Raw genomic sequence first — 23,889 nt, 5'->3', positions numbered from 1 at the left:
GTGTGGGGATATCAGCCTGAAGCGGCTTAGACCATCGCTGGGTCGGGTTCCAGCCCCATCAGCTCACGCCCCAGAATTTGTGCGCATACGTCGTAGTCGGTATAGGCGTGGGCGCCAGTCAAGTGCGAATCACGGAAGAGTCGTTGCAGCTCGTTCGTTTCGAACCAAGCACCGCCACCGGCAGCTTCCATCAGCCGATCGACCGCTTGGATGCACAGCTTCACTGCATATCCTTGGTTGGTGCGCCAGAATGCAAGCGTGCCGCGCGATGGGTATTCGTGGCGCTCGCTGTGTTCGGCAATCTCATCCCAGCTTTTTTCCAAGAGTGCGCGAGCAGCCGCGACCTGATGGGTGGATTCGGCGAGGCGCATCAGCGCTGGCGTTGCGGCGCCGACCGTGGCCCCCGTATAGGCGCGTACGCGATTACGGGTCTTCTCGCGGAAGACCTCGAGCATGCGCTCGGCGACGCCGAGGCTGACTGTCGAGAATCCACTGGCGAAGTATGGACGGTAAGGGGTGAAGAAGATCTTGCTGTCCGGGTACAGTCCGAAACCTGCTGACTTGCCTTCCATCATATCCTTGGCTTTCTGGATACGGTGCTCAGGCACAAATGCATCCTTAACGATTAGTGTCTTGCTACCGCTGCCGCGCATACCGACCGCGTACCAGTCATCACGAATCTCATAGTCACTGCGCGGCAGTAGCGCGAAACAGTAATCCTGGGAGCCTTCGGCGTTAGGCCTGCGGAATCCAAGAATGGCCCACTCGGCGTGATCACAGCCGGAGCTCCAGCCCATCTCGCCGCTGAAGCTCACACCACCTTCTACTTCTTCGGTACGACCGAAGGGTGCGATGCTGCTGCTGGCGGTGGCATCAGGGTTGCTGCCCCATACCTCTTCCTGCAGCTTTGATGAGAACATCGCCATCTGATGGCTGTGGGTGCACAGCAAGCTCATCGCCCATGCAGTGCTGGCACAGGCACCGGCCAGCAGTGCAATGCACTGAGCAAACTGTGGTAGGGATATCTCCATCCCACCATACTGCTTGGGCAGGAACGCACGGTGCAGGCCAATGCTCTTGAGCAAGGCGATGTTCTCTGCGGGGACGCTGCGATCCTGCTCCGCCCGAAAGGCGTTGGAGGCAATGGACGGCAGAACAGCTTTGAGGTCTTCCAGCAGGGGGTTTGGCTTTTTCATGAACTGTCTCTTTATTATTGGATAGTCAGCGCGCATGCCCAATGCAGAATTGGGCAGCCGAGAAATCTCGATGACAGTTTCAGTATGTGTCGCTGGACGTGGTCGAGAAATGCACGTTCCGAGGGGAAAATTGCACTTTCCATGAGACGCTTGCCTGGAATAACCAAGGCGCGACGCTCTCGAATTTCAGGAATGGTAAAGCGTGATGCAAAGTCATCACATGCTCTTGGTGTAGCGATCGCACAAGCGCCAACTCTTAACGTGGCACGTGCTATGGCCCTTGATTAGGCGACCGACGATGTCAGGCAGGCAGAGTTGTGATAGCCAAGACTTTGCCTCCAAGAACAGCTTTCAGTGTAGACATTGGTAAGCCAGAAATCGCAGGCTGAACCCTGCCAAGTGCATCGGTACCTGGCTAAGCTACGGGCGCTTCACGGCTTTACCTTCTTCATCTCCTCGAGCAACTGCATCAGATGCTGGAGCTTCTGCTCGCCGAATTGACTTAGAATTTTCTCGTAATTTCGACCCATTTCCTCACTCATCGCCAGGAATGCCTGATGCCCCTTTTCGGTCAGGCTTATGAACACGCGACGCTGGTCTTCAGCTGATTTGCGCCGGCCCACGATGCCATCGCGCTCAAGACGCTTGAGTACGCCCGTCATGCTGGGTTTGAGAATGCACGCTGCCTCAGCCAACTGGTGGCTTTCCAGTTCTCCCTGCTGACGCAAGATGCGAATGACGCGCCATTGCTGTTCAGTGAGGTCATGGGCATTGAGCGCGGGGCGGAAGAACGCCATCGTGGCTTCGCGCGCCTGCAGTAAGGTGAGCGTCAGGGAGGGTCTTGGTGTGCTCATGCGTACCTAGGCATAAGTGATGAAATGTGCAAAGCATTATGCCACTGCAGGCTCATTAATACATTAACAATTTTTGGGGTTCAGCTTTCACGATAATGCGGATTGCTTCCACTGGGCCTCATGGCCTTACCGTAGCACGCGAGAAGCCTTAAGCAAGACAGGCAAAGCAATCTCGGCAATACAGAAGATCCAACTAATCGATAGCAAGAACGCAACATTTGACGAAGCATCAAGTAGTGCTAAATGCTCTTTATTACCTACCACTGAGCTCTTTCAGAATATTTATTTTAAAGTTCAGCTTCTTTTACAGAGACCAACCGAAACCTGGTCACACTCCCTAACTTTCGCTTAGATGTTTCAGCCCTGGCAACCACCATCCCCTTAAGCCACGGAAAACCGATCTGACGTGCCCTCTGTGCTCATCCACACTGAAAGACAGCGAGACTCAAAAGCGCAGCCAGTTTAGTTAATCAATTGTAGGACGCATTTAGTAAGTGAGTTGACTGAAAGTCGTCAATGAGTGATCAGAACTCAATTTCATAGGATTGATTGAACGGTCAACCAATTTTGAGCGTTCATGCTAGTTAGTTAGAAATCAACGACCCGGAACACACACACTGAACCCTGAAGCCTAGAGAATACGGGGCATTCAGCATAGGCACCTCACATACCTGCTAGGCTCGGGCGGCATACTTCATATGGGTCACAAGCGTAGGGCGGCTGAAGTCAGCGTGATTGACTGGCACTTTTCGCACCCCAAAGTGATTACCTGTGCCACCTCAAATCAAGTCCTAGTGCTGTCGTGAGAAATGTAACTTCTTGCTTCCCCTGCGTTTTTGCACGTACATTTTTCGCGCGTCGCGTTAACACCATCTCTCAAGCCAGATGATCCTTCTGCTCAGCAAGGAATTGGCTCTATGAAGGTAATAAAAATGAGCGAAGTATCCCCTGCAACAAAACGAACTTGGCCCGCCTTGTTCGGCTTTATTCTGCTACTGTGCGGTTTAGCTCTGTTAATTGGCGGAGTCCAACTTCTTAAATTAGGCGGCTCTGGGTATTATGCATTCGCCGGAATCGTGTGCCTTGTCAGCGGCTATCTCCATGTGAAAGCAAGGCGCTCCGGATTCTGGGCATTTTGCGTACTGTTTATCGGTACCCTCCTATGGGCCCTTACAGAGGTCGGGCTACAGTTCTGGCCACTTGTGCCACGTCTGTCTGGTGTATTGGTACTGGCAGTTCCAGCACTGCTAATCGCCCCTCATCTCTCCGGCCCAACCTCACCCACCCGCCCTTGGTACAGTGCGGCAGCAGTTATGGCGGTCGCCGTCATTGCAGGGTTCGCTGCGATGTTCGTGCCCCATGGGGTGATCAGCGATCCGCAGGAAGTGACAGTCAATCCATCCGCTGAAACCTCTGCCGCCAGCGACTGGGCCGCCTATGGCCGAACCGCTGCAGGCACACGTTTCGTTCCAGCTGATCAGATCAACAAAACTAACGTAAGCAAGCTAAAGGTTGCCTGGACTTTTAGAACTGGTGAGCTGCCAGTTAACGGCTCTGAGTATCAAAATACTCCTCTACAGGTTGGAGATACTTTATATGTGTGCACTCCGCTCAACCGTGTGATCGCACTGAACGCTGATACGGGGGAGGAGCGCTGGCATTTTGATCCGAAGGTGCAGAGCAACGGTAAATGGCAGCGTTGCCGCGGTGTGAGTTACTTCGACGTCAGCATCTCGCCCGCTGGAGCGAGCGTGAACGCTTCGGTAGATCAATCATCCCAAGCTTGCAGCAAACGGATTATTACCAGCACCGTGGATGCACGGCTGATCGCGCTGGATGCCGCCACTGGCAAACCATGCGAGGAGTTTGGCGATAAAGGCAGCGTCGATTTGAAGCGCGGCTTGGGCCAAATAAAAAATGCTTTCTACGTTCCGACTTCGGCGCCGACCGTGGCAAAAGGGCTGATCCTTGTCGGTGGTTGGGTGTACGACAATCAGGAAGTGAGCGAACCATCGGGCGCCTTCCGTGCCTTCGATGCCCGCACCGGCAAGATCGCCTGGGCATGGGATGTAGGTAATCCGAATCTGCAGATGCCCCCGGCAGAAGATTATCAATACACCCGCGGCACTCCTAACGTCTGGAGCACGCCAGCTTTCGACGAAAAATTGGGCCTGGTTTACCTCCCGACTGGCAACGCGACTCCGGATTACTACGGAGGCAAACGGCGTGATTTCGATGAGGAGAATTCATCCTCTATCGTGGCTCTCGACATTGCCACCGGCAAGATCGCATGGCGTTTCCAGACAGTTCACCATGATCTCTGGGACTATGACGTTCCCGCGCAACCAGCGCTGTACGACATTCCTGCACAGGATGGGAGCAAGACACCGGCCTTGGTGCAAGTAACTAAGCGGGGCCAGATTTTCGTGCTTGACCGTCGCAACGGAAATCCAATCCGAAAGGTTGAAGAGAAGCCTGTACCGCAAGGCGCAGCGCCAGGTGATCACCTGGCGCCTACACAACCGTACTCAGTGGAGATGCCAGTCATCGGCGTCAAGCGTCTCCAAGAGGTGGACATGTGGGGAGCGACGATCTTTGATCAGATGCTGTGCCGGATAACGTTCAAGAGCGTCCGGTACGAGGGTGACTTTACTCCTCCTCGGCCCGAGTCCACAGGGCTGCAGTTCCCCGGCAACTATGGCGGTATGAATTGGGGCAGCGCATCGATCAATGAAGATACCGGCACACTTATCGTCAATGACATTCGTCTTCCGCTGCTTACGACTCTGGTCGAGCCGCGCGCAATCGGCGATGCACAAAGCACCGGCGTTCATGACGGCAAAAACCTCTATTCGCCACAAGCAGGACTTCCGTATGCAGTGGTGACCTCTCCGTTCATGTCCCCACTCGGCATTCCGTGTATCGCTCCGCCGTTCGGGACGGTGTCAGCGGTTGATCTCAATACCGGAAAACTACAATGGCAGCGGCCAGCAGGTACAGTGCGTGATATCCGCATGGCGAACGTTCGCGTCAGCCTCCCAGTACCACTAGGCATGCCTACATTGGGCGGGTCATTCACCACGCGCTCTGGTCTGGTTTTCCATTCCGGCACACAGGACTACTACCTGAGGGCTTATGACCAGACGTCTGGTGATGAGCTCTGGAAAGCAGAACTGCCGGTTGGCTCCCAAGCAACACCGATGAGCTACGTTTCGCCTCAAACCGGTAAGCAGTATGTCGTGGTAGTCGCTGGCGGAACGCGCCAGTCCCCTGACCGCGGTGATTACGTGATTGCCTATTCTTTGCCTGATCAGTAAGCGCTCGGTAGAGGGTGCATTGGTTGACCAATTGCACCCTCCTGCCCCTAGGCATCAGGTTTGCGTGATTGCTGCGAATTCGAGTGGCAGTCAGTCAAGCACGGCCTGGAATTCCGTTTAAAGCAATTCTGTTTTGCAGCTATCTGCCATTGAAGTAGCCCTCGATTCTGTCGGAGGCTCTTCTTCAAGACGGTTGGGATTCCCACCCTACACGTTCCTCACCTTAATGGGGCATTGGCTAACGGCCCCAGTGCCTCCTCCACCTAAAAGAGCAGCTTATGACTAACCTTTTTTGTCCCTTTGATCTATCAGGAATCGAGCTTTCTAACCGGATCGTTATGGCTCCCATGACTCGTGTCAGGGCGCCTGATGACATCGCTAATGCTGGGATTGCCCTGCACTACACTCAGCGTGCAACAGCAGGGCTGATCGTTACGGAGGGCACGCCAATATCGCGTGAGGGTCAGGGGTATATCTTTAACCCTGGTATTTATACACCCGCACAGATCGAAGGATGGAAGCTGACCACTGATTCAGTCCACTCGGTCGGGGGGCGAATCTATGCGCAGATCTGGCATGTTGGGCGGCTGTCGCATCCGTCTATCCAAGACAATGGTACATCTCCAGTCAGTGCTACATCCAAACAAGCTAGGGCGTCGCAAGCCTTTGGTTATGACGCACAGGGTAAGCCTGCGAGGTTGCATTCCCCTGCCCCTCGCCGTTTGAGTACTGAGGAGGTAGAGCGAGTTATCCGTGATTTCGCCGATGCCGCAAACAACGCAGTGAAGGCTGGATTCGATGGCGTGGAAATCCATGGCGCGAACGGTTATCTGCATGAGCAGTTTTTAAACCCGCATGTCAACGATCGCAGCGACCGGTACTCTGCAGAAACGCTTGAGAACCGTATCCGCTTCACTTTGGATGTTATCGATGCCTGTATAGAGCGCATTGGTTCTGAGCGAGTAGGCATTCGATTGTCACCATACGGTGAACTTTTCGATATGCCTCTCTATGACGAGATTGATCAGACCTATGAGCAATTAGCGATTGAGGCAGGTGAAAGAAATCTTTCCTATGTTCATATCATGAACCAGAGAGGGGCAGAACGCTTCTACTTTGTCGAGCGCACGAACCAAGACGATGACTTCTTTGTACTCCTAAAAAAGATGAAGGCTCACCTGCCACGCACAGCTTTAATCCTGGCCGGTGGCTTGACCCCAGTTCGGGCAGAGCGCTTGATTACTCAAGGTTATATTGACCTAGCAGCTTTCGGTAAGAACTTCATCAGTAATCCAGACCTGGTTGCTCGGTTTAAGAATGGCTGGCCTTTGGCTCCCGTAAACACTGATCGTATTTACGCTGGTGACTTCACCGGTTATATCGACTACCCGCCCTTTCATGCCAACACCTCTGTAAAATAGTCGTCGCGACCTATCGATCGCACCCTCCGCTGCTTCGCTGGGAGGATGCGGTCGTTTTTCGTGCCGTAACCGACGTCCGAGAGCTAAGTCCCACATAATGATCCAATCAAATAGGCCATTTTCAGTACATTTGTGTCGAGCTTAAGGAGTCAGTTGAATGGGAGTCGACTACCCGGAATCAATCGATTTAGAACAGCCGCACGATCGAGCAAAATCCTCATAAGCTGCATTGAAGATTCGGACAAAGCCTCAAATTTCGAGTACACAAAGCTGATATCGAACTCAATGGGCTCTACCAACCGAACTACGGCTAAGCCGCTATCTTGTGCCACGAACTCATCGACCAACGCAATACCTAAACCTTGTTTCACCAAGGCAACGCCCTCAACTGCCGTGGTGAAATTGAGAATTGGAGAATAAGCAAGCGCCTGATCCTCAAACGCTTTCGCCAAAATTCCACCAAAGGGTATGTCGCGCCTGAATAACAGCAGTTCAAAGTCGGCCAACTGCTTTAGGGTTGCAACCTCCTGGCTCGCAAGAACATGGTCTGGCGGCACAGCGCACACCATGCTGCCGCGCATAAATGGAAAACAGTTAAGGTGCTCATGCTCCACAGGAAGGGCTGCAACAGCAAGATCTATCTGTTTTCCGAGTAGCTGAGCAGGCATGTCTCTTATGAGTGCAGTTTGCCAGTGGATGTCAAGCCCCGGGACTTCACGCTTCAACTTCGCTAACGCGTAAGGGATAAGCACTGTCGAAAGTGTAGTACTACAGCATATTCGCAACTGCCGAGCCGGCTGCCCTGCCAACGCCATCGCACACTCATTGACCGCTTGGGCGGCGAGGTAAACTCGCTCTACTTCTCGATAAAGAGTGTGAGCTTCTGCAGTAGGTACCAGCCTGTTGTTAACCCTCTCGAATAGCCTGTAGCCCAGACGAGCCTCCACATACTGGATGAGCTTGCTGACCGCCGGTTGGGTGACATACATCATCTTTGCAGCCGCGCTGACCGACCCCGTGAGCATCACGGCTCGGAACATTTCCATGTGGCGCATCTTGAATACCCACTGGGCGGAGTCTGACATGGACATGAACATCATTACCTTGGCTAATGGTTTAGGCGATCTCGTCATGAGCGTCGCCGGCTGAGTCGTCGTAATGTGGTTACGAGCCACAATAACAGTGGGCCTTGCCTTCTTCGAAAGGTCAAGCCGCTGACCGAAGCCTACCGGTTGAATTGTGGCCCTTTTGCTGATGCTTGCTCGTGTGTGGGACGTGGCTCAGAAAGGACTCTGAGCTCGCGTCCTTTTTTGCCACGCCCGCCGAGCCTGCGCGCTACCAACCAATAATGATAAGAGGCACCCCAAATGGCGATCGATACTCCCGTGCTAGATACGCCCGCGACTCAAGCGCGGCGTACGCGGACACGCTTCATGATCCTGGCCTTGATCTCCGGCGGCACAATGATCAATTACCTTGACCGCACGGTCATGGGTATTGCAGCCCCAGCCATCAGCCAAGACCTGGGCCTGTCAGCAGTGATGATGGGCTTAATCTTCTCTGCGTTCTCTTGGACTTACGCTGCTGCTCAAATCCCGGGCGGCATCCTCATTGACCGGCTCGGCACGAAGCTGACCTACTGGCTAGCACTGACACTGTGGTCAGTGTTCACTGCGCTACAGGGCCTAGCACAAGGCTTTGCGTCGCTTCTGGGCCTCCGAATGCTAGTCGGCGCTTCCGAGGCTCCATGCTTTCCGACCAACAGCCGCGTTGTCGCCACATGGTTCCCGCAAAGCGAGCGCGCTCGAGCAACGGGTATTTACACCTTCGCTGAGTATGTAGGTCTCGCCTTCCTCTCCCCTGCGCTGTTCTGGGTTCTGCATGCCTACGGATGGCGAGTGCTGTTACTGAGTGTTGGCGCTGTAGGTGTGCTCTATGGCTTGGTTTGGTGGCGGAAATACCATGAACCACACGAGTCGCGCACCGCAAACAAGGCCGAGCTCGATTACATCCGCGAAGGTGGCGGTGTGGTCGACGGTGGTCAAAAAGCTACTCGCTTTGAATGGCGTCAGATCCCTGCTCTGCTCAAGCATCGCAACATGCTGGGCATTTGCCTTGGTCAATTTGCGTGTAACTCCACGAACGTCTTCTTCCTGACATGGTTCCCGACTTACTTGGTTACAGAGCGCCATATGCCCTGGCTGAAGGTAGGTTGGGTCGCCGTGTTGCCCTTCATTGCTGCATCGCTGGGAACCTTGGTGGGTGGCTGGCTCTCGGACGCGCTGCTGCGCCGCGGTTATTCCTTGAACGTGGCACGCAAGCTGCCAGTCATCGCAGGCCTACTCACTGCATCCGTGATCGTACTCGCAAACTACGTCGATTCTGACGCCTTGGTGATCGCGATCCTGTGTGTCGCTTACTTCGCACAGGGCATGTCTGCACTCGCATGGATGATCGTTTCTGATATCGCCCCCAAAGGCATGCTTGGTCTCTCTGGCGGTGTGTTCAACCTGTTTGCTAACGCAGCCGGCATCGTGACTCCACTGACGATCGGCGTGATCGTTTCCACAACAGGTTCCTTCGTCTGGGCACTTGCGTTCGTGTCGTCTATCACCGTGCTCGGTGCCCTTTGCTACCTCTTCATCGTGCGTGATCTCACCCGTTTGCCTTCCATTGAGCAGCCTGAGCAAGGACTTACCAAATGAAACAGTATCTCGAAGGCCAAACGGCGATTGTGACTGGCGGCATGCGGGGGATAGGACTGGGCATCGCAAAGCGCCTCCACACCTCAGGCGCGAGAGTTGTGATCTGGGATCTGAATGTCGACAACTGGGATGCAGAGGCTAATGGTTTTGAGCCGGCGCTTCGGCAGGCCGTCAATGTCGCCTCCCTCGCATCCGTGGAAGAGGCTTTTGCTGTAGCTGCAGCCGAGTTCGGTCGCATCGACATCCTGGTAAACAACGCCGGAATCAATGGCCCCGTTACACCCTCTTGGGAATATCCGATCGAAGCGTGGGATCAGGTCATCGCCGTAGACCTGAACGGAGTGTTCTATTGCTGCAGAACCGCCATCCCCCACATGCGTGCCAATGGCTATGGACGGATTGTTAACGTTGCATCCATGGCGGGTAAAGACGGGGTGCAATACATCTCCGCCTACTCAGCTGCCAAGGCCGGTGTGATCGCTTTCACTAAGGCTGCTGCTAAAGAGCTCGCCCAAGACGGCGTAATTCTGAACTGCATCGCTCCCGCAATGGCCGAAACCGCGCTCATGAACGAAATGACGCCAGAGCACATCGCCGCCAGCAAAGCGAAGATTCCGATGGGCAGGTTCCTGCAGATTGAAGAGATCGCCAATATGGTCAACTGGATTGCTGGGCCAGAGTGCAGCTTCACCACAGGGTTCGTCTTCGACTTGAGCGGCGGGAGGGCGACATATTGAAACGCTTGAGTGTTGCTCATCTCACGGCCCTCGACTTGGCACCAGTTGCCTTAGCTAAGGAAGCTGCCCAGGCTGGATTCACACATGTCGGACTTCGCCTGCATCCAGCCATGAAGGGCGGTCTGGCTTATCCAGTGCGCTCAGGCACCCCAGCAATTGCCGAACTCCTTAGCGTGCTCAAGAGCGAAGACATTAGGGTCAATGATGTTGAATTCGTTGAACTGACGCCTGAAATCGACGTGAAGAGTGTGGAATGGCTTTTGGAGGCCGCAGCGGAGCTTGGCGCTGATTCCCTGACGGTTTCCGGTGATGATCCAGACTTTCCTCGGCTCAGCACAAACTTCAGCAGTCTTTGCGACCTGGCCGCGCCTTATGGGATCCGCATCAACATTGAATTCATGCGCTGGCGTGATGTGGCCAACCTCAAGCAGGCCGCTGCGCTTGTTGAAGCGGCTGGTAAACAGAACAGCGGAATCCTCTTGGATGCGCTGCATCTGTTCAGGGCGGGGAATACGCTGGCTGATCTTCAGCAGGTTGATCCCGGGTGGTTGGCAGATGTCCAACTATGCGATGCCCCTCTTGCTCCCCCCTCCCCTGAACTCATCATTCAGGAAGCCCGGGAGGGGCGCTTAATGCCTGGGAGCGGATTGCTGCCCCTTGCTGAGCTGATTGAGGTGCTGCCGCGAGATGTTCGTTACGGCGTGGAGGTGCCGGTTAAAGGCCTATCAGCAAGTGAACGCATGAAGCGAGGTGCTGACAGCATCTTCACATCGACGCTTTCCGGGCTGCTCTACCCATCTTAATCAACTCGAGGCCTGAGCAAGCACAGTTAAAACAGACCTCGCGCGACAGCCTCCCGCCGTCGCGCTTATAGCCCAATATTCAAAGCCACCGGATTGGTAGGTGATCGATGGAACCCTCCCATATCGATCCTCTACCGGTGGATGGAACACAGTTTTCTCCTCGTAGGACTCACGCAATATGACTACTCCCCAACCCCCCAACACTAGCCGCTGGCCTATCTGGCTCGCCGTGTTAGGCATGCTGATCTTCGCCCTGCCCTTCATCGGTTTAGGCGCCTACCTGGCAGGCCTTGGAGGATCATGGTACTTCCTGCTCGCTGGCGTAGGTTTCCTAGTATCAGCAGTGCTCACAGCACGTAGACGGCTAGAAGGGTTTTGGTTGTTCGCCCTCGTCATCATCTGTTCGGTTATCTGGGCACTGGTAGATGTTGGCCTGCAGTTCTGGCCATTGATCTCAAGGCTCTTCGCCCTTGGCGTCCTCAGCTTGGTCGTGGCACTGGTTTATCCAACGGCGTTGAGAGCGCACGGTAAAGCGCATATCGCCGGATCCTACAGTGTGGCAGGCGTTTTGTTCTTGGCATTGATCGGTGGATTCTGGGGTATGTTCCAGCCTCATAATCCGGTGAACGGCCAAGGGCCAGGTTTGACAAGCGTTGATCCTGCCCTCGCGCAGAAGAATTGGCAGTCCTATGGTAATGATGCAGGGGGTAGCCGGTTTGCTGCACTGGATCAGATCAACCGCAGCAACGTCAGTAAACTCGTGCCGGCGTGGACGTACCACACCGGTGACGTTGCGCTCAGCGATGGTAACGGAGCTGAAGATCAACTGACGCCATTGCAAATCGGCAACAAAGTCTTCATCTGCACCCCTCACAACAACGTGATTGCACTGGATGCGGACACCGGTAAAGAGCTGTGGAGACACGACACCAACGCTAAAACTAAATTGTGGCAACGGTGCCGCGGCATGGCGTACTTCGATGCCTCTACGCCGCTCATTCAGCCCTCGGACGGAAGCACTCCCGTACCCGCTGTTGCCGTAGCTGCAGGCGCCAATTGCCAGCGTCGCCTATTCACCAACACTATCGACTCTCGACTGATCGCTGTGGATGCCGACACGGGTGCCCTCTGCCAAGGCTTCGGAGTGAACGGTGAGGTAATTCTGAAAGACGGTATGGGCGACATGCCAGATTCCTACTATTCACTGTCATCTCCGCCTCAAGTTGCGGGTACCACGGTGGTAGTAGGCGGGCGAATCGCTGACAACGTACAAACTGACATGCCAGGCGGCGTGATTCGGGGCTTCGATGTTGTCACTGGTGCCATGCGCTGGGCATTTGACCCAGGCAATCCCACTGACCGGGCCGCACCTGATTCTGGAAAGACGTACGTGCGGAGCACCCCAAACAACTGGGCTCCGATGACCTATGACCCATCCTCGAATACCATCTTCCTGCCTATGGGCAGCTCCTCCACCGATATTTACGGTGTCGAGCGTACTGCTCTCAACCACAAGTATGGCGCTTCCGTACTTGCTCTCAACGCCACCACTGGTGAGGAGAAATGGGTCTATCAGACGGTTCACAACGATCTCTGGGACTTTGACCTGCCCATGCAGCCAAGCCTGGTCGATTTCCCTGTTGAAGGAAAATCTGTGCCTGCTGTAGTCATTGGTACCAAAGCGGGTCAGATCTTCGTTCTCGACCGAGCTACTGGTAAGCCTCTGACTCATGTGGAGGAGGTACCGGTTAAAGCGGCCGACATTCCTAACGAGCAGTATTCACTTACCCAGCCGAAGTCGTTGGGCATGCCACAAATTGGCGCTCCTACTCTTACTGAATCAGATATGTGGGGCGCGACACCGTTTGACCAAATGCTGTGCCGGATCTCCTTCAAGCAGATGCGATACGAGGGTCTATTCACCGCCCCTGGAACTGATCTGTCGCTGAGTTTCCCAGGCTCCTTGGGCGGAATGAATTGGGGTGGGCTGTCGTTTGATCCCGTTCATGGCTACATCTTCGCCAATGACATGCGGCTCGGCTTGTGGGTGAAGATGACTCCTCAAGAGAAGAATGCGCCCACTGCGTCTGGCGGCGAAGCGCTGAATACCGGGATGGGAGCAGTCCCGCTCAAAGGTACTCCTTACTCAGTCAATAAAAACCGTTTCCTGTCGATCGCTGGCATTCCTTGCCAAGCGCCACCGTTCGGAACACTGACTGCGATTGACATGAAAACCCGTCAAATCGCATGGCAGGTACCAGTCGGTACCGTCCAGGACACTGGGCCACTCGGTGTCAAAATGCACCTGCCGCTTCCGATCGGCATGCCAACCTTGGGAGGTACACTGTCGACCCAAGGTGGCTTGGTATTCATTGCGGGTACGCAAGACTACTACCTTCGCGCTTACAACACCGCCGATGGCAGCGAAATCTGGAAGGCCAGGCTGCCAGTTGGCAGTCAAGGCGGGCCAATGACCTACGTGTCTCCGAAAACAGGGAAACAGTATGTCGTCATCACCGCCGGTGGAGCCAGACAATCGCCTGACCGCGGCGACTACGTGATCGCCTACGCTCTTCCTTAAGTGCGATTCTAAGCGGGAGCGAGGGTCAAACTTCAAACCCGCAAGCAGTGGTATGCGCGGCTGAAACAGAATTTATTTCAGCCGCGTACCTGTGTAAGTCCGCTCGGGATCTCTAGAAAATAGAGATGGGATAGTCGATGATAATCCTTACCTCATCATCATCTACGTAGCGGTATCCAGTCGAGGAGCGATGGGTAGCTTGTCGGACACGGACAGAGAGATCTCTAGCTGCGCCAGTCTGTACGACATACCGCGCCTCTATGTCCCTCTCCCAGTGGCGAACATCAGCGCCCTCGGGATAGACATAGCGTCGAGTATAAAAAGTGTTATGACTATCTCGGTTATCGATCTGATCGCCTCTGACGTAGCGTGTCATAAACGATAGTCCAGGCACCCCGAACGGTGCCATGTCTAAGTCATAACGCAACTGGAAAGATCGCTCATTGGGCTCAGTAAAGGTCGCGAACTGTACCGCGTTGGCTAAAGAAACTGATCCACCCATGGTGGTAAATGCAGCCCAATCCATCGGCTCATCGCTTTCTACTTTTTGAGCAGCGAATGTGAACGTATGCGCCAGATACTTATAGGCAACCGACATCGACCAGGTTGTGTTATTGATCACGCTGGCCAGTTGACGCCCAGTATCCAACGTTCTGTAAATGTTGCCGTCGAATGTGACCGACTGAGATGGATCAATCTGGTAGCGGTAATTGACGTTGCCGTAGTACTGACGCCAAGTGTCTTCGAGTTCGGAGCCGTACACCGAAAGCTTTAGGTTATCAATAACCGAATATATAGCACCTACATAGCTCACTGAGTCAATAGCAATGGGTAGGCCGTAGTCCGTAGTGATTGGGTCATCGTTATTAGAAGAGGCAACCCCTCCCTGCCCATAGAAGTGACCTGCATCCAAATGCAGCTTTTCCACGTCCCAACCAAACATCCAGCCGGTCGCAGAGCTTGGAAACAGGCGAACGGTGTTGACCGAGAAAACCGGGACTGCTGGAAATAGATTCCCATACTGGAAAAGCGCTCCATCGTAGCGCAATTTTACTGAAGCACCCGCCTTGTTGAAGTTATCTTGCGGCTTACCATCATCCTGTATAGGCATCAGCCGCAAACCCGTGCGCCCTCCGCCGCTATCGAGTTTGATTCCCAAGAAACTGTAAGCATCTACGCCGACACCAATTTCTCCTGGCGTAAACCCAGATGTGAAATTGGCCATGAAGCCTTGCGCCCACTCTTCTGCATACCCATTGCGGTCACCAGCTGGCTTGAATGCGTTTGTGCCGGTACCACTACTTGCACCATTACGATAGTCACGGTTGAAATAAAAATTTCTAGCCGTCACCGTCAGCTTACTATCACCAATGAAATCGGCATTCTGTTCAGCGTTTGCCCTCCCCTCAAAAAAGACAAAGGGGATGATAGCCAAGCACGCAACTCGGTTCGCAGTCATAGGGTGCACCATCTATTATTTTTGTATTTAGATACAACGAAAGAATGTGACTTTCTGGCCCAGTAGCTTCAATCTTTACAGCTTTCTGATCAACCCTTCCTGAGCCACACTGGCAACCATTGCGCCGTGTGCGTTATAAATATTCCCTCTCGACAGGCCTCTTCCTGTATCAGACCAGGGACTGTCCATCACATACAGAAGCCAATCATCAGCCTTGATATCTTGATGAACCCAAAGAGCATGATCGAGGCTGGCGACCTGCATATTCTCCTGAAGATCTGAAACACCATGAGGCAATAGTGATGTGATGAGCAACCCGATGTCAGAGGCGTAAGCCAGGATTGACCTATGCAGCGTTTGATCTTCGGGTAAGTCACCTGCTGCCTTGAACCAAAAGCGCTTCAAGGGCTGTTGCGCTATTGGCTTGCTGGGATCAATCAAGTCGACAGGACGAATTTGGATCGCTTGGGCCGCGGAAAAACGCAGTCTGACTTGCTCTGCCAATGCCTCATTCCCTTCCATTAAATCAATCTCTAGCGGAAGGGTTTCCGGCCCCGGCACACATGGCATCTTCGTCTGATAACTCAAGCCAGGCTCGAAAATGTGGAACGAAGCCGAAGCAGTGAATATCGGCTTTCCATCCTGACTTGCAGTGATCTGGCGTGTACTAAAGCTTCTGCCATCGTGCAGTGAGTCGACTTGATACAGCACTGGTTTGGCGGCCCTTCCTTTTCGGATGAAATATCCATGAATAGAGTGCAGCACTTTCTCGCTTCCGACGGTCATGCTAGATGCAGCAACGGCCTGGCCCAGCGCTTGGCCTCCGAAAAGTTGCGGTAAATACAGTTCCTGACTAGCGCCACGAAAAATGCCTTGCTCAATGCGTTCAAGCGAGAAAATGTTCACCAGTTCAGCGAGCGAGGTGGTCATGGGTGAGCCTATTGCTGATTCACAAATGGATAATCGGTGTAGCCCTTGGCGTCGCCACCGTAGTAGGTCGAGGAGTCAGGTTTCGTGAGCGGTAACCCCAGTCGAAAACGGTTGGGAAGGTCGGGATTCGCGATAAACGGACGTCCGAATGCCACTGCGTCTGCCAGATTCTGGTTAAGCAAGTGCTGAGCGCTCTGAGCATCGTAGTGACCGCAGTAGATCAAGACGCCCGGAAACTCTTGCCTCAGAGCACGGCGAAAGTCCTCAGTGAGTTTGACTTCCCCTCCCCGCCAATCAGGCTCGTTGATATGCACATACGCCACCTCACGGCGAGACAAATGCTGGGCCAGGTACAGTGCCATCTCTTCTGAATCGTCATCTGTGATATCAAAAATGTCAGTCAAAGGAGAAAGGCGGACACCCACCCGGTCGTAACCGATGGCGATACCTACCGCGTCGACAATCTCAAGCACAATCCTTGCTCTGTTTTGGATCGTGCTGCCGTATTGATCCTTTCGCTTATTCGTACCAGTGGCAGTGAACTGATGGAGGAGATATCCGTTCGCGGCATGGATCTCCACCATGTCACATCCCGCACGAGTGGCGCGAACTGCTGCCCTGCGGTAATCATCCACGATGCCGCCAATTTCATCGGTACTCAGTTCTCGCGGCGTACTGGCGGGCGTCGGCCCAGAGGAGCCATCAGCAAACTCCACGAAGGCCTTGGTAGTCTCACCTCGGATTGCAGTCGGCGCCACAGGCTGAGCTCCTCTTGGCTGAACCAGCTCGTGCGATACGCGCCCTACATGCCAGAGTTGCATCGCCAAGCGGCCCCCTGCAGCATGTACTGCGCGGGCAACACCACCCCAGCCCTTTTCCTGATCGTCGGTGTAGATCCCTGCCGTGTACACGTAGCCAACTGCTGTCGGAGAAATGTTCGTGGCTTCTGAGATAACCAGCCCAGCACTCGCGCGCTGACTGTAGTAGAGCTCTTGAAGCGGCCCAGGTACTGTGTCCGGTGTGCGCGCTCGGGTGAGGGGCGCCATGAGAATCCGGTTGGGAAAAACACAAGCGCCGCATTTCAAAGGTGTGAAGATATCCATGCGATTAACCCTCAGATGCCCTTGTAGACGGGAGTTCGCTTTTCAGTAAACGCAGCGATCCCCTCTTTAAAGTCTTCACTGAGGAGAACACGGCGGAATGCAGTGCGCTCGAGCTCAAGTGCAGCATCAAGGCCGCAGTCTGCACCGCGGCGAACCACTTGCAACGAAGACCTGACAGCCAATGGGCCGTTTCGCACAATCAGCTCCGCGATTTCCATTGCACGAGGCAGGAGTTGGTCAGGCTCAACCAGCTCACTAACCAAACCCTCAGCCAACGCTCTATCTGCCGTTATCGGTTCACCGGTCAAAATCATTTGAGTCGCCAATGAAGTAGGCACCGCCCGCGCAAGACGGGTTACGCCCCCCGCCCCAGCGATAACACCCCATTTGGGTTCAGGAAGAGCGAATCGAGCATGAACTACAGAGATTCTGATGTCGCATGCCAAAGCGATCTCAAGGCCACCCGCGTAAGCCAGGCCGTTGATGGCAGCAATGATGGGCTTCGTCGTGGGCGGCTTTCGATTGATACCGCAAAAATCACCATCATCCACTTCGCGCTGGGCACGCTCGCGCAGGTATGGAAGGAACGTACCGATGTCAGCACCTGAGCAGAACGCTTTACCGCCGGCTCCAGTAATGACAACAACGTGCACTTGGTCATCAGCGTTCACCTTCCCCCAGACCTGCTGGAACGCGAGATGCGATTCGAGGTCAATGGCATTCATGGCCTGGGGCCGATTGATCGTAACGAGGCCTACATGGCCGACTTTTTCAAACATGATGGACATGGCGGACTCACTCAATTGGCTGGCTGGAAACGCTGACGCAGGTCGCGCTTAAGAATTTTGCCGTTGTGATTGAACGGCATTTCCTCGTAGGCGATGTACTCAATGCGCTTCGGTACCTGGTAGCTAGCCAGCAGCTCCTTGGCGTGATTCAGCAGAGACTCGGGATCCGGCAGACTGTCGACTTTCAAAACAACGATGGCAGTGACCTCTTCCCCCCATCGTTCGTTACTCAGGCCGACTACGGCGACCTCTCGGACGTCAGGGTGTTTGGCCAGGACGGCTTCCACTTCTTGCGAGTACACATTGAGCCCGCCCGTTTTGATCATGTCCTTGAGGCGGTCATAAAAATAGACGTAGCCGTTGCTATCCATGTGGGCCAAGTCACCGGTGTGCAGCCATCCGTTAGAGTCGAGGACTTCAGCTGTGGCGTCCGGGCGGTTGTGGTACCCCAGCATGACGGTCGGCCCACGCAATACGATCTCGCCGACTTCTCCAGGTACTGCCACTTGGCCATTAGCGTCGTGGATCTCAACTTCCATGTTGATGAACGCCCTGCCAATCGAGTCAGGAGCCTTCTGATAATCCTCCTCCTTGAGCACGGTGGCGATCGGGCCAGCCTCGGTGAGCCCGTACTGATAGAAGATTTCTACCCCAGGAATACATTCCTTCATCGCCTGGCGGTCAGAAGCTGTAAGGATGCCACTCCCCACGTACCAACGCTTGAAGCTCGAAAGGTCAAGGGATTTGGACAGCGGATGAAGGATGAACTCTCGAGTCAACGACGGTGGCATGAATGTGTTAGTAACGCGCTCTTGCGCAATCACCCGTAGCACATCCTCGGTGGAATATTTTTCGAGGATGGTCGCAGTGGCGCCGAGGTAAAGATGGGGTAGCAGCCAGCAGTTCAGTGCGGCGGAATGATGCAAGGGCGTTGCGATGAGCGTGTTGTCGCTCTCAATCATCCGGGTATCGATGATTTCGTCCATGCTGTTCCAATACAGATTTGCATGGCTCAACAACACCCCTTTCGACCGGCCCGTCGTCCCGCCGGTATAAAGGATCACTGCAGGATCGTTCGGATCGATTGCTGGCGAGGTGTGCCATTCGCCTGCAGCATTCTTCACAAACTCCGGCAAGGCCTCCAAAGCAACAACAGGAATTGCGAGGTTACCCAGCAGCTGCGCGAACGAATCCTGATGGTGATGAGACACGAAGAGCAGCTTGGCTTCAGAGTCATCCAGTAGCGCGGCGAGTTGCTCGCCTGTCTCACGATAATTTAAGGGTACGGCAACCGCCCCGGCTTTCACGATGCCGAAGAACGCTTCAATCCAGTTGCGACTGGCTGAAGCAATGAATGCCACCTTGTCGCCGTAGCCAATCCCAGCAGCACCTAAGGCATTTGCGACCTGGTTCGCGCCGCGCTCAAGCTCTGCGTATGTAGAACGTCCATATTTATCAATCAGAGCCACTTTGTCCGGGTATCGACGGGCATTGTGGGTGATGTGACCACCAAGCAGCATACGACTCGACATGAGATCTCCTTTTGTAATTGTTATCACGCTGGCGTCGCCCGCACGCAGGGATGCCTTTCAATCTCTCCACCGCAAGAATACCTAACGCTTGTTCGTTTTCAACCCTGAAAAAGTAAAAACTGTGACGAATTGCAGGGCTGAAGGCCTCTTCCGCACCTCAATGCCAGGTCGCCAAGCCTGATTTTGCTTGAAAAATTCCAAGATACCGCTAAAAATAACGGTCGTTAGTTTCCTAAACAAAAACAACAGAGGTGCGCTAATGATCCCGATGACTTTCGATTTTTCGAACCAGGTAGTTCTGATCACCGGCGCTGGTCGCGGCAATGGCGCTATCATCGCCCAAGGATTTGCCGTCGCGAAGGCTACGGTATTGGTAGTCGATATTGATTTCGAAACGGCAGCCAGTACCGCGGCCGAAATCAAAAAAACGGGCGGGGATGCTTTTGGTCTAGCGCTGGATGTCACGGACGACGCTGCGTGCAGGGGCATGGCAGCAGAAATTGAACAGCGCTATGGCGCCGTCAGCGTCCTCATAAATAACGCAGGCCTCCTTTTTCGTGGGCGGTTTGAAGAGCCAGAAACCTTGAAGCACTGGCAGCGGACGGTTGATGTAAACGTGACCGGAATGATCAACGTCACCCATGCCCTGCTCCCACAACTGAAGCGCTCGAAGGGGTCAATCTTGAACATAGCTTCGATTTGCTCATATTCCCCTGGTTCAGAGCTGTCTACCTACAGCACATCCAAAGGCGCAGTGATGCAGCTGACGAGAGCTATGGCAGCTGAGTTCGCTGAGTTCGATGTGAGGGTAAATGGACTAGCCCCAGGGTCATTTCCGACAGCAATGTCGGCTGCTACGCTGGCCGACCCGGAAAAACTCCAGGCCTATATCAGTCACACACCCATGGGGCGAACCGGCCAAGCTCATGAGCTTGTAGGGCCATCTCTGTTCCTGTCCTCCCCGCTTGCGAGCTATATTACTGGCGCAATACTGCCGGTCGATGGTGGATACCTGACTCGCTAAGCCACCCACCCCTTCAATTTGAGACACGAGACCTAATGCGACCAGTTGGTGCGAAACGAGAAGTAACAGAACAGGCAATCCACACAGCCGGCGTTGATCTGATAAGCACCTACGGCTATGAGGCCATGACCCTGCGCATGCTCGCTGAGAAGGTGGGCATGAAGGCTGGATCGCTTTACAACTACTTCAACACCAAGCAGGAATTCTTGGCAATCGTGCTGAAAGCGGTCATGCGCGATCTGCTCCTAGAGTTTACTGAGCGGGTGGATTTCCAGCCTACAACCCTGGCGCGTTTTGAGGCGATGATTATCGTGCACATCGATTTTCACACTCGTCGCCGCAAAGAGGTTTTCATCGGCAACATGGAGCTTCGCAGCCTTGACCAGGAAAATTATCGGATGGTTGTGAGGCTCCGAGCTGAGTATGAACGTCGCGTCCGTCAACTGATCGAGGAAGGTGTCGCAGAAGGCATCTTCCATGTGACGGACAGCAACCTGACTACTAAGGCGCTGATCTCCATGCTCACCGGAATCTGCTCCTGGTATGACCCAGAGGGTCGGTTAACCATCGAAGATCTTGAGGGGCAGCACATAGAGCTGGCCTTGCGAATGGTGAGTTACAAATCATCGTGAGAAAAAGAACCCCACTAACGTGGGGTTCTCCTTTTCTAGGCCTTGTATTTTGTGAGGCTGCCTCCTCGCATGACCTTACCAGGCAGCTGTCTTCCGAAAACTGACTCGGCCAAATGAGCGACCTCGATCAGCTTTTCCAGATCTACGCCAGTCTCGATGCCCATTTCTTCACACATGAAGACCAAGTCCTCTGTGCAGATATTTCCAGCAGCGCCTTTGTGACCCGCGAACGGGCAGCCACCCAATCCGGCACACGAACTATCGAATTTAGCCACACCAAGCTTGAGCGCGGCATATACGTTGGCAAGCCCTGTGCCGCGGGTGTCGTGCAGGTGCAAGGCGAGAGGCAACTCTGGCCAGCGCTCTCTAACGGCACCAATGGTACGTTCCATGAGCAGAGGATTAGCCCAGCCCACGGTGTCAGCAAGGTACAAGCCTCTAAGCGCGACATCCGCGTCGCGAGCGAGCTCAAGTACCTCGCCGACCATACGCACCACCTGCGGGATAGGCATGTAGCCCTCATAATTGCAACCGAAGGCGGTCATGACGTAGCCCCACTCAACCTGAACATCATGCTCAGCGTAGGACTTCAACCACGCCCGCTGCTCGTCGAGTGTTTGCTCAATATTTTTATTGGTGTTCTTGATCGAGAAGGTTTCAGAAGCGGTCACCCGGATCGAGCCAATCACATCTAAGGGGGACTGATAGGCTCTCTCCAGCCCTTGCTGGTTCAGCCACAAGCCTGTGTAGCGTACGCCTGGTTTTTTTCGAATCGCCTCAGCCAGCTCATCGGCATCTGCCATTCCTGGAACACGCTTCGGGTTCACGAATGACACACAGTCGATCTGCTTCAGCCCCGTATCCGCCAACGCATGAATGAGTTCTGCTTTACGCTCGACCGGGATTGGATTGGGCTCGATTTGGAAACCTTCGCGCGGCCCCTCTTCGTTGATAGCAATTCGTTTAGGCAAGTCGGTCATGTCAATTACTCCAGATTTTGCCCGGCAAATTCGCCTTCAAGGAACTTGTTGGGACGCAGGAAGAACGAGATCACAAGTGCGCCATTCGGCGACCATGCAAGATGTCGATTGCCCCGTGGACGCCAGACGAAGTTTCCCGCGGTGACCTCACCCTCGTCGTCAACGATGCTGCCTTCAAGCACATAGGTTTGCTCGATTTCAACGTGCTCGTGCAGTGGCAGACGTGTCCCGGGAGCCCAGCGGAAAAGAGCCGTAAGCAATCCGGTCTCTTGATCCTGGAGCAGAATCTTCATATCGATCCCGGGCGTAGGCGTCGGTTTCCAGGGCAAGAGCTCCAGGCTCACGTAACGAGAGGCTAGCGCTGGGAGCAAATCCAGCTCGGCAAGGTTAGGTGTTGTAGCCGCCATGACTGTCTCCTTTAGGCTGGCTGCGCAGCTGGAAAAAGCGATTCGCTGTGCGCATCAATGAATCGGGTATGAACCGCGGTGTCCCGATAAGCGGGGTGGCTGAGCACTCTCAACAAGAATTCGCGATTGGTACGCAGACCGGTGATGATTAAGCCGCTCAGCGCTTCTTGTAGCCGCTCCACCGCTTGGGCACGGTCGTCGCCATGAGCAATGATCTTCATGACCATTGGGTCGTAGAACGGAGTGATCCGATCACCGGCAACGAAGCCCGTGTCAATGCGCACGCCGTTAACAGATGGAAGCACCAGAGTTTCAATCAGACCTGGCGCAGGCAGGAATTTCTTCTCAGGCGTCTCAGCGTATATGCGCGCCTCAATCGCATGACCGGTGGCGCGAATTGCGTTTTGAGCGAGCTCCTGCTGCAGGTCTTCACCTAACGCATGTCGGATTTGAGCGGCGACTAGATCAACCCCGGTGATGGCCTCGCTAACGGGATGTTCGACCTGAATGCGAGTATTCATTTCCAGGAAAGCGTATGACTGGGAGTCGTCGTCGTAGAGAAACTCCACAGTACCTGCCCCGTCGTACCGGCAAGCGCTGGCCAATCGCACGGCGGCCTCAGCCATGTGTTCGATCACATTCCGGGGCACGCGTGGTGCCGGCGACTCCTCCAATACTTTCTGATAGCGCCGTTGAATTGAGCAATCACGCTCAAAAAGATGCACGGCTTTCCCGTTACCAAAGCCGAAGATCTGAACCTCAATGTGCCGGGCACTGAGAATCAGTTTTTCGAGAAACACGGTTCCATCACCAAAAGCACGTTCGGCCATCCTTTGCGTGCTTGCAACGGCATCGATTAGCTCCGCCTCAGAATGAACAGGTTTCAACCCGATGCCACCGCCACCAGCCGAGGCTTTAACCAGCAGCGGGTACCCGACCGCTGCAGCTGCCACTCGCAGGGCTTCAGGGTCATCGGCTGTGACATTTTCCGCCGCTGGTTGAACGGGAACGCCCGCCTCGATCGCAAGATGACGGGATCGTTGCTTGTCGCCCATCGCCTTGATGACTGCTGCTGTAGGGCCGATGAATTTGATTCCGGCTGTATGGCAAGCATCCGAAAAGTCGGTGTTTTCAGACATAAACCCGTAGCCAGGGTGCACCAGCGTCGCGCCGCTTTTCTTCGCTGCCTCTAGCACCTTTCCAGCGTCAAGATAACTCTCCGAAGCTTTGGCCGGGCCCAAATGGAATGCCTCATCCGCCATCTTAACGTGCTGAGCCTGCGCGTCGGCGTCCGAGTAAACCGCCACCGTAGGAATGCCAAGCAGCCGTGCTGAACGAATTACGCGGCAGGCGATCTCGCCTCGGTTCGCGACCAGTAGTTTTTGTTGTGTCACGCCAACCTCCTAGAAACAAACGGTTG

19 protein-coding genes are annotated in these 23,889 nt (G+C 54.4%); 8 read left to right on the top strand and 11 right to left on the bottom strand.

The annotated features are described in order from the left end of the window. Positions 1 to 26: 26 nt before the first annotated feature. Both V7787_RS01280 and hpaR read right to left on the bottom strand, forming a co-directional pair. A complete protein-coding gene (locus V7787_RS01280) occupies positions 27 to 1,196 on the bottom strand; it encodes a p-hydroxyphenylacetate 3-hydroxylase oxygenase component (RefSeq protein ID WP_336084981.1) in 1,170 nt (389 codons plus the stop codon). A 431-nt stretch (positions 1,197 to 1,627) separates the two neighbouring features. After that, complete coding sequence (hpaR, locus tag V7787_RS01275) at positions 1,628 to 2,050, bottom strand: homoprotocatechuate degradation operon regulator HpaR (protein WP_336084980.1); 423 nt, start codon at positions 2,048 to 2,050, stop codon at positions 1,628 to 1,630. A 932-nt stretch (positions 2,051 to 2,982) separates the two neighbouring features. Between hpaR and V7787_RS01270 the strand changes: the two genes are divergently transcribed. Together V7787_RS01270 and V7787_RS01265 are read left to right on the top strand one after the other, a co-directional pair. Beyond that, positions 2,983 to 5,367 carry a membrane-bound PQQ-dependent dehydrogenase, glucose/quinate/shikimate family gene (locus V7787_RS01270; RefSeq protein WP_336084978.1) on the top strand — a complete coding sequence of 795 codons (2,385 nt, stop codon included), beginning with the start codon at positions 2,983 to 2,985 and terminating at the stop codon, positions 5,365 to 5,367. Between the two features lie 278 nt (positions 5,368 to 5,645). Beyond that, on the top strand, positions 5,646 to 6,788 hold the full coding sequence (locus V7787_RS01265; RefSeq protein ID WP_336084976.1) for an alkene reductase: 1,143 nt from the start codon (positions 5,646 to 5,648) through the stop codon (positions 6,786 to 6,788). 149 nt (positions 6,789 to 6,937) lie between these two features. Here the strand turns inward: V7787_RS01265 and V7787_RS01260 are convergent, their stop codons facing one another. Further along, positions 6,938 to 7,879 carry a LysR family transcriptional regulator gene (locus tag V7787_RS01260; protein ID WP_336084974.1) on the bottom strand — a complete coding sequence of 314 codons (942 nt, stop codon included), beginning with the start codon at positions 7,877 to 7,879 and terminating at the stop codon, positions 6,938 to 6,940. A 276-nt stretch (positions 7,880 to 8,155) separates the two neighbouring features. On the opposite strand from V7787_RS01260, the gene V7787_RS01255 reads away from it, so the two are divergent. The 4 genes from V7787_RS01255 to V7787_RS01240 all read left to right on the top strand — a co-directional run bounded on the left by V7787_RS01255 (position 8,156) and on the right by V7787_RS01240 (position 13,614). Further along, entirely contained in the window at positions 8,156 to 9,493 is a 1,338-nt protein-coding gene (locus V7787_RS01255; RefSeq protein ID WP_336084972.1) for an MFS transporter, read from the top strand. Continuing rightward, positions 9,490 to 10,230 (top strand): SDR family NAD(P)-dependent oxidoreductase, encoded by a 741-nt coding sequence (locus V7787_RS01250; protein WP_336084970.1) that lies wholly within the window; start codon positions 9,490 to 9,492, stop codon positions 10,228 to 10,230. The genes V7787_RS01255 and V7787_RS01250 overlap by 4 nt, the downstream gene beginning before the upstream one ends. After that, positions 10,227 to 11,033, top strand: coding sequence for a sugar phosphate isomerase/epimerase family protein (locus tag V7787_RS01245; RefSeq protein WP_336084968.1), 807 nt, complete (start codon positions 10,227 to 10,229; stop codon positions 11,031 to 11,033). Before V7787_RS01250 ends, V7787_RS01245 begins: the two co-directional genes overlap by 4 nt. A 178-nt stretch (positions 11,034 to 11,211) precedes the next feature. After that, positions 11,212 to 13,614 (top strand): glucose/quinate/shikimate family membrane-bound PQQ-dependent dehydrogenase, encoded by a 2,403-nt coding sequence (locus V7787_RS01240; protein ID WP_336084966.1) that lies wholly within the window; start codon positions 11,212 to 11,214, stop codon positions 13,612 to 13,614. Positions 13,615 to 13,726: 112 nt separating this feature from the next. Here the strand turns inward: V7787_RS01240 and V7787_RS01235 are convergent, their stop codons facing one another. From V7787_RS01235 to V7787_RS01215, 5 genes are all read right to left on the bottom strand, one after another. Then, positions 13,727 to 15,049: an OprD family porin gene (locus tag V7787_RS01235; RefSeq protein WP_336084964.1), complete on the bottom strand. Its 1,323-nt coding sequence runs from the start codon at positions 15,047 to 15,049 to the stop codon at positions 13,727 to 13,729. Positions 15,050 to 15,148: 99 nt separating this feature from the next. Further along, positions 15,149 to 16,003 (bottom strand): acyl-CoA thioesterase, encoded by an 855-nt coding sequence (locus V7787_RS01230; protein WP_336084963.1) that lies wholly within the window; start codon positions 16,001 to 16,003, stop codon positions 15,149 to 15,151. Between the two features lie 8 nt (positions 16,004 to 16,011). Beyond that, positions 16,012 to 17,106 (bottom strand): alkene reductase, encoded by a 1,095-nt coding sequence (locus V7787_RS01225; RefSeq protein WP_336084962.1) that lies wholly within the window; start codon positions 17,104 to 17,106, stop codon positions 16,012 to 16,014. An 11-nt stretch (positions 17,107 to 17,117) separates the two neighbouring features. After that, a complete protein-coding gene (locus tag V7787_RS01220) occupies positions 17,118 to 17,894 on the bottom strand; it encodes an enoyl-CoA hydratase/isomerase family protein (RefSeq protein ID WP_336084960.1) in 777 nt (258 codons plus the stop codon). 11 nt (positions 17,895 to 17,905) lie between these two features. Then, entirely contained in the window at positions 17,906 to 19,426 is a 1,521-nt protein-coding gene (locus V7787_RS01215; protein WP_336084957.1) for a class I adenylate-forming enzyme family protein, read from the bottom strand. 187 nt (positions 19,427 to 19,613) lie between these two features. Between V7787_RS01215 and V7787_RS01210 the strand changes: the two genes are divergently transcribed. Beyond that, the gene (locus tag V7787_RS01210; protein WP_336084955.1) at positions 19,614 to 20,450 is read left to right on the top strand and encodes an SDR family NAD(P)-dependent oxidoreductase; all 837 of its coding nucleotides are present in this window, start codon (positions 19,614 to 19,616) and stop codon (positions 20,448 to 20,450) included. A 35-nt stretch (positions 20,451 to 20,485) separates the two neighbouring features. Continuing rightward, a complete protein-coding gene (locus tag V7787_RS01205) occupies positions 20,486 to 21,082 on the top strand; it encodes a TetR/AcrR family transcriptional regulator (protein WP_336084953.1) in 597 nt (198 codons plus the stop codon). 35 nt (positions 21,083 to 21,117) lie between these two features. On the opposite strand, the gene V7787_RS01200 is transcribed toward V7787_RS01205, so the two are convergent. Genes V7787_RS01200 through V7787_RS01190 form a run of 3 tightly spaced genes read right to left on the bottom strand, consistent with a single transcriptional unit; the run spans position 21,118 to position 23,863 of the window. After that, complete coding sequence (locus tag V7787_RS01200) at positions 21,118 to 22,062, bottom strand: hydroxymethylglutaryl-CoA lyase (protein ID WP_336084951.1); 945 nt, start codon at positions 22,060 to 22,062, stop codon at positions 21,118 to 21,120. Positions 22,063 to 22,067: 5 nt separating this feature from the next. Beyond that, positions 22,068 to 22,469 carry a cupin domain-containing protein gene (locus V7787_RS01195; RefSeq protein ID WP_336084949.1) on the bottom strand — a complete coding sequence of 134 codons (402 nt, stop codon included), beginning with the start codon at positions 22,467 to 22,469 and terminating at the stop codon, positions 22,068 to 22,070. Positions 22,470 to 22,480: 11 nt separating this feature from the next. Beyond that, positions 22,481 to 23,863 (bottom strand): acetyl-CoA carboxylase biotin carboxylase subunit, encoded by a 1,383-nt coding sequence (locus V7787_RS01190; RefSeq protein ID WP_336084947.1) that lies wholly within the window; start codon positions 23,861 to 23,863, stop codon positions 22,481 to 22,483. Between the last annotated feature and the right edge of the window lie 26 nt (positions 23,864 to 23,889).

Source organism: Pseudomonas sp. CGJS7 (assembly GCF_036961695.1).
Note: the sequence above shows the minus strand (reverse complement) of the source record. Positions and strands in the feature narration are given on the sequence as shown.

What these genes read in the sequence shown, in the direction of transcription:
- V7787_RS01280 (WP_336084981.1), bottom strand. Translation starts at nt 1,196, where the DNA reads ATGAAAAAGCCAAACCCCCTGCTGGAAGACCTCAAAGCTGTTCTGCCG.
- hpaR (WP_336084980.1), bottom strand. Translation starts at nt 2,050, where the DNA reads ATGAGCACACCAAGACCCTCCCTGACGCTCACCTTACTGCAGGCGCGC.
- V7787_RS01270 (WP_336084978.1), top strand. Translation starts at nt 2,983, where the DNA reads ATGAGCGAAGTATCCCCTGCAACAAAACGAACTTGGCCCGCCTTGTTC.
- V7787_RS01265 (WP_336084976.1), top strand. Translation starts at nt 5,646, where the DNA reads ATGACTAACCTTTTTTGTCCCTTTGATCTATCAGGAATCGAGCTTTCT.
- V7787_RS01260 (WP_336084974.1), bottom strand. Translation starts at nt 7,879, where the DNA reads ATGTCCATGTCAGACTCCGCCCAGTGGGTATTCAAGATGCGCCACATG.
- V7787_RS01255 (WP_336084972.1), top strand. Translation starts at nt 8,156, where the DNA reads ATGGCGATCGATACTCCCGTGCTAGATACGCCCGCGACTCAAGCGCGG.
- V7787_RS01250 (WP_336084970.1), top strand. Translation starts at nt 9,490, where the DNA reads ATGAAACAGTATCTCGAAGGCCAAACGGCGATTGTGACTGGCGGCATG.
- V7787_RS01240 (WP_336084966.1), top strand. Translation starts at nt 11,212, where the DNA reads ATGACTACTCCCCAACCCCCCAACACTAGCCGCTGGCCTATCTGGCTC.
- V7787_RS01230 (WP_336084963.1), bottom strand. Translation starts at nt 16,003, where the DNA reads ATGACCACCTCGCTCGCTGAACTGGTGAACATTTTCTCGCTTGAACGC.
- V7787_RS01225 (WP_336084962.1), bottom strand. Translation starts at nt 17,106, where the DNA reads ATGGATATCTTCACACCTTTGAAATGCGGCGCTTGTGTTTTTCCCAAC.
- V7787_RS01220 (WP_336084960.1), bottom strand. Translation starts at nt 17,894, where the DNA reads ATGTCCATCATGTTTGAAAAAGTCGGCCATGTAGGCCTCGTTACGATC.
- V7787_RS01215 (WP_336084957.1), bottom strand. Translation starts at nt 19,426, where the DNA reads ATGTCGAGTCGTATGCTGCTTGGTGGTCACATCACCCACAATGCCCGT.
- V7787_RS01205 (WP_336084953.1), top strand. Translation starts at nt 20,486, where the DNA reads ATGCGACCAGTTGGTGCGAAACGAGAAGTAACAGAACAGGCAATCCAC.
- V7787_RS01200 (WP_336084951.1), bottom strand. Translation starts at nt 22,062, where the DNA reads ATGACCGACTTGCCTAAACGAATTGCTATCAACGAAGAGGGGCCGCGC.
- V7787_RS01195 (WP_336084949.1), bottom strand. Translation starts at nt 22,469, where the DNA reads ATGGCGGCTACAACACCTAACCTTGCCGAGCTGGATTTGCTCCCAGCG.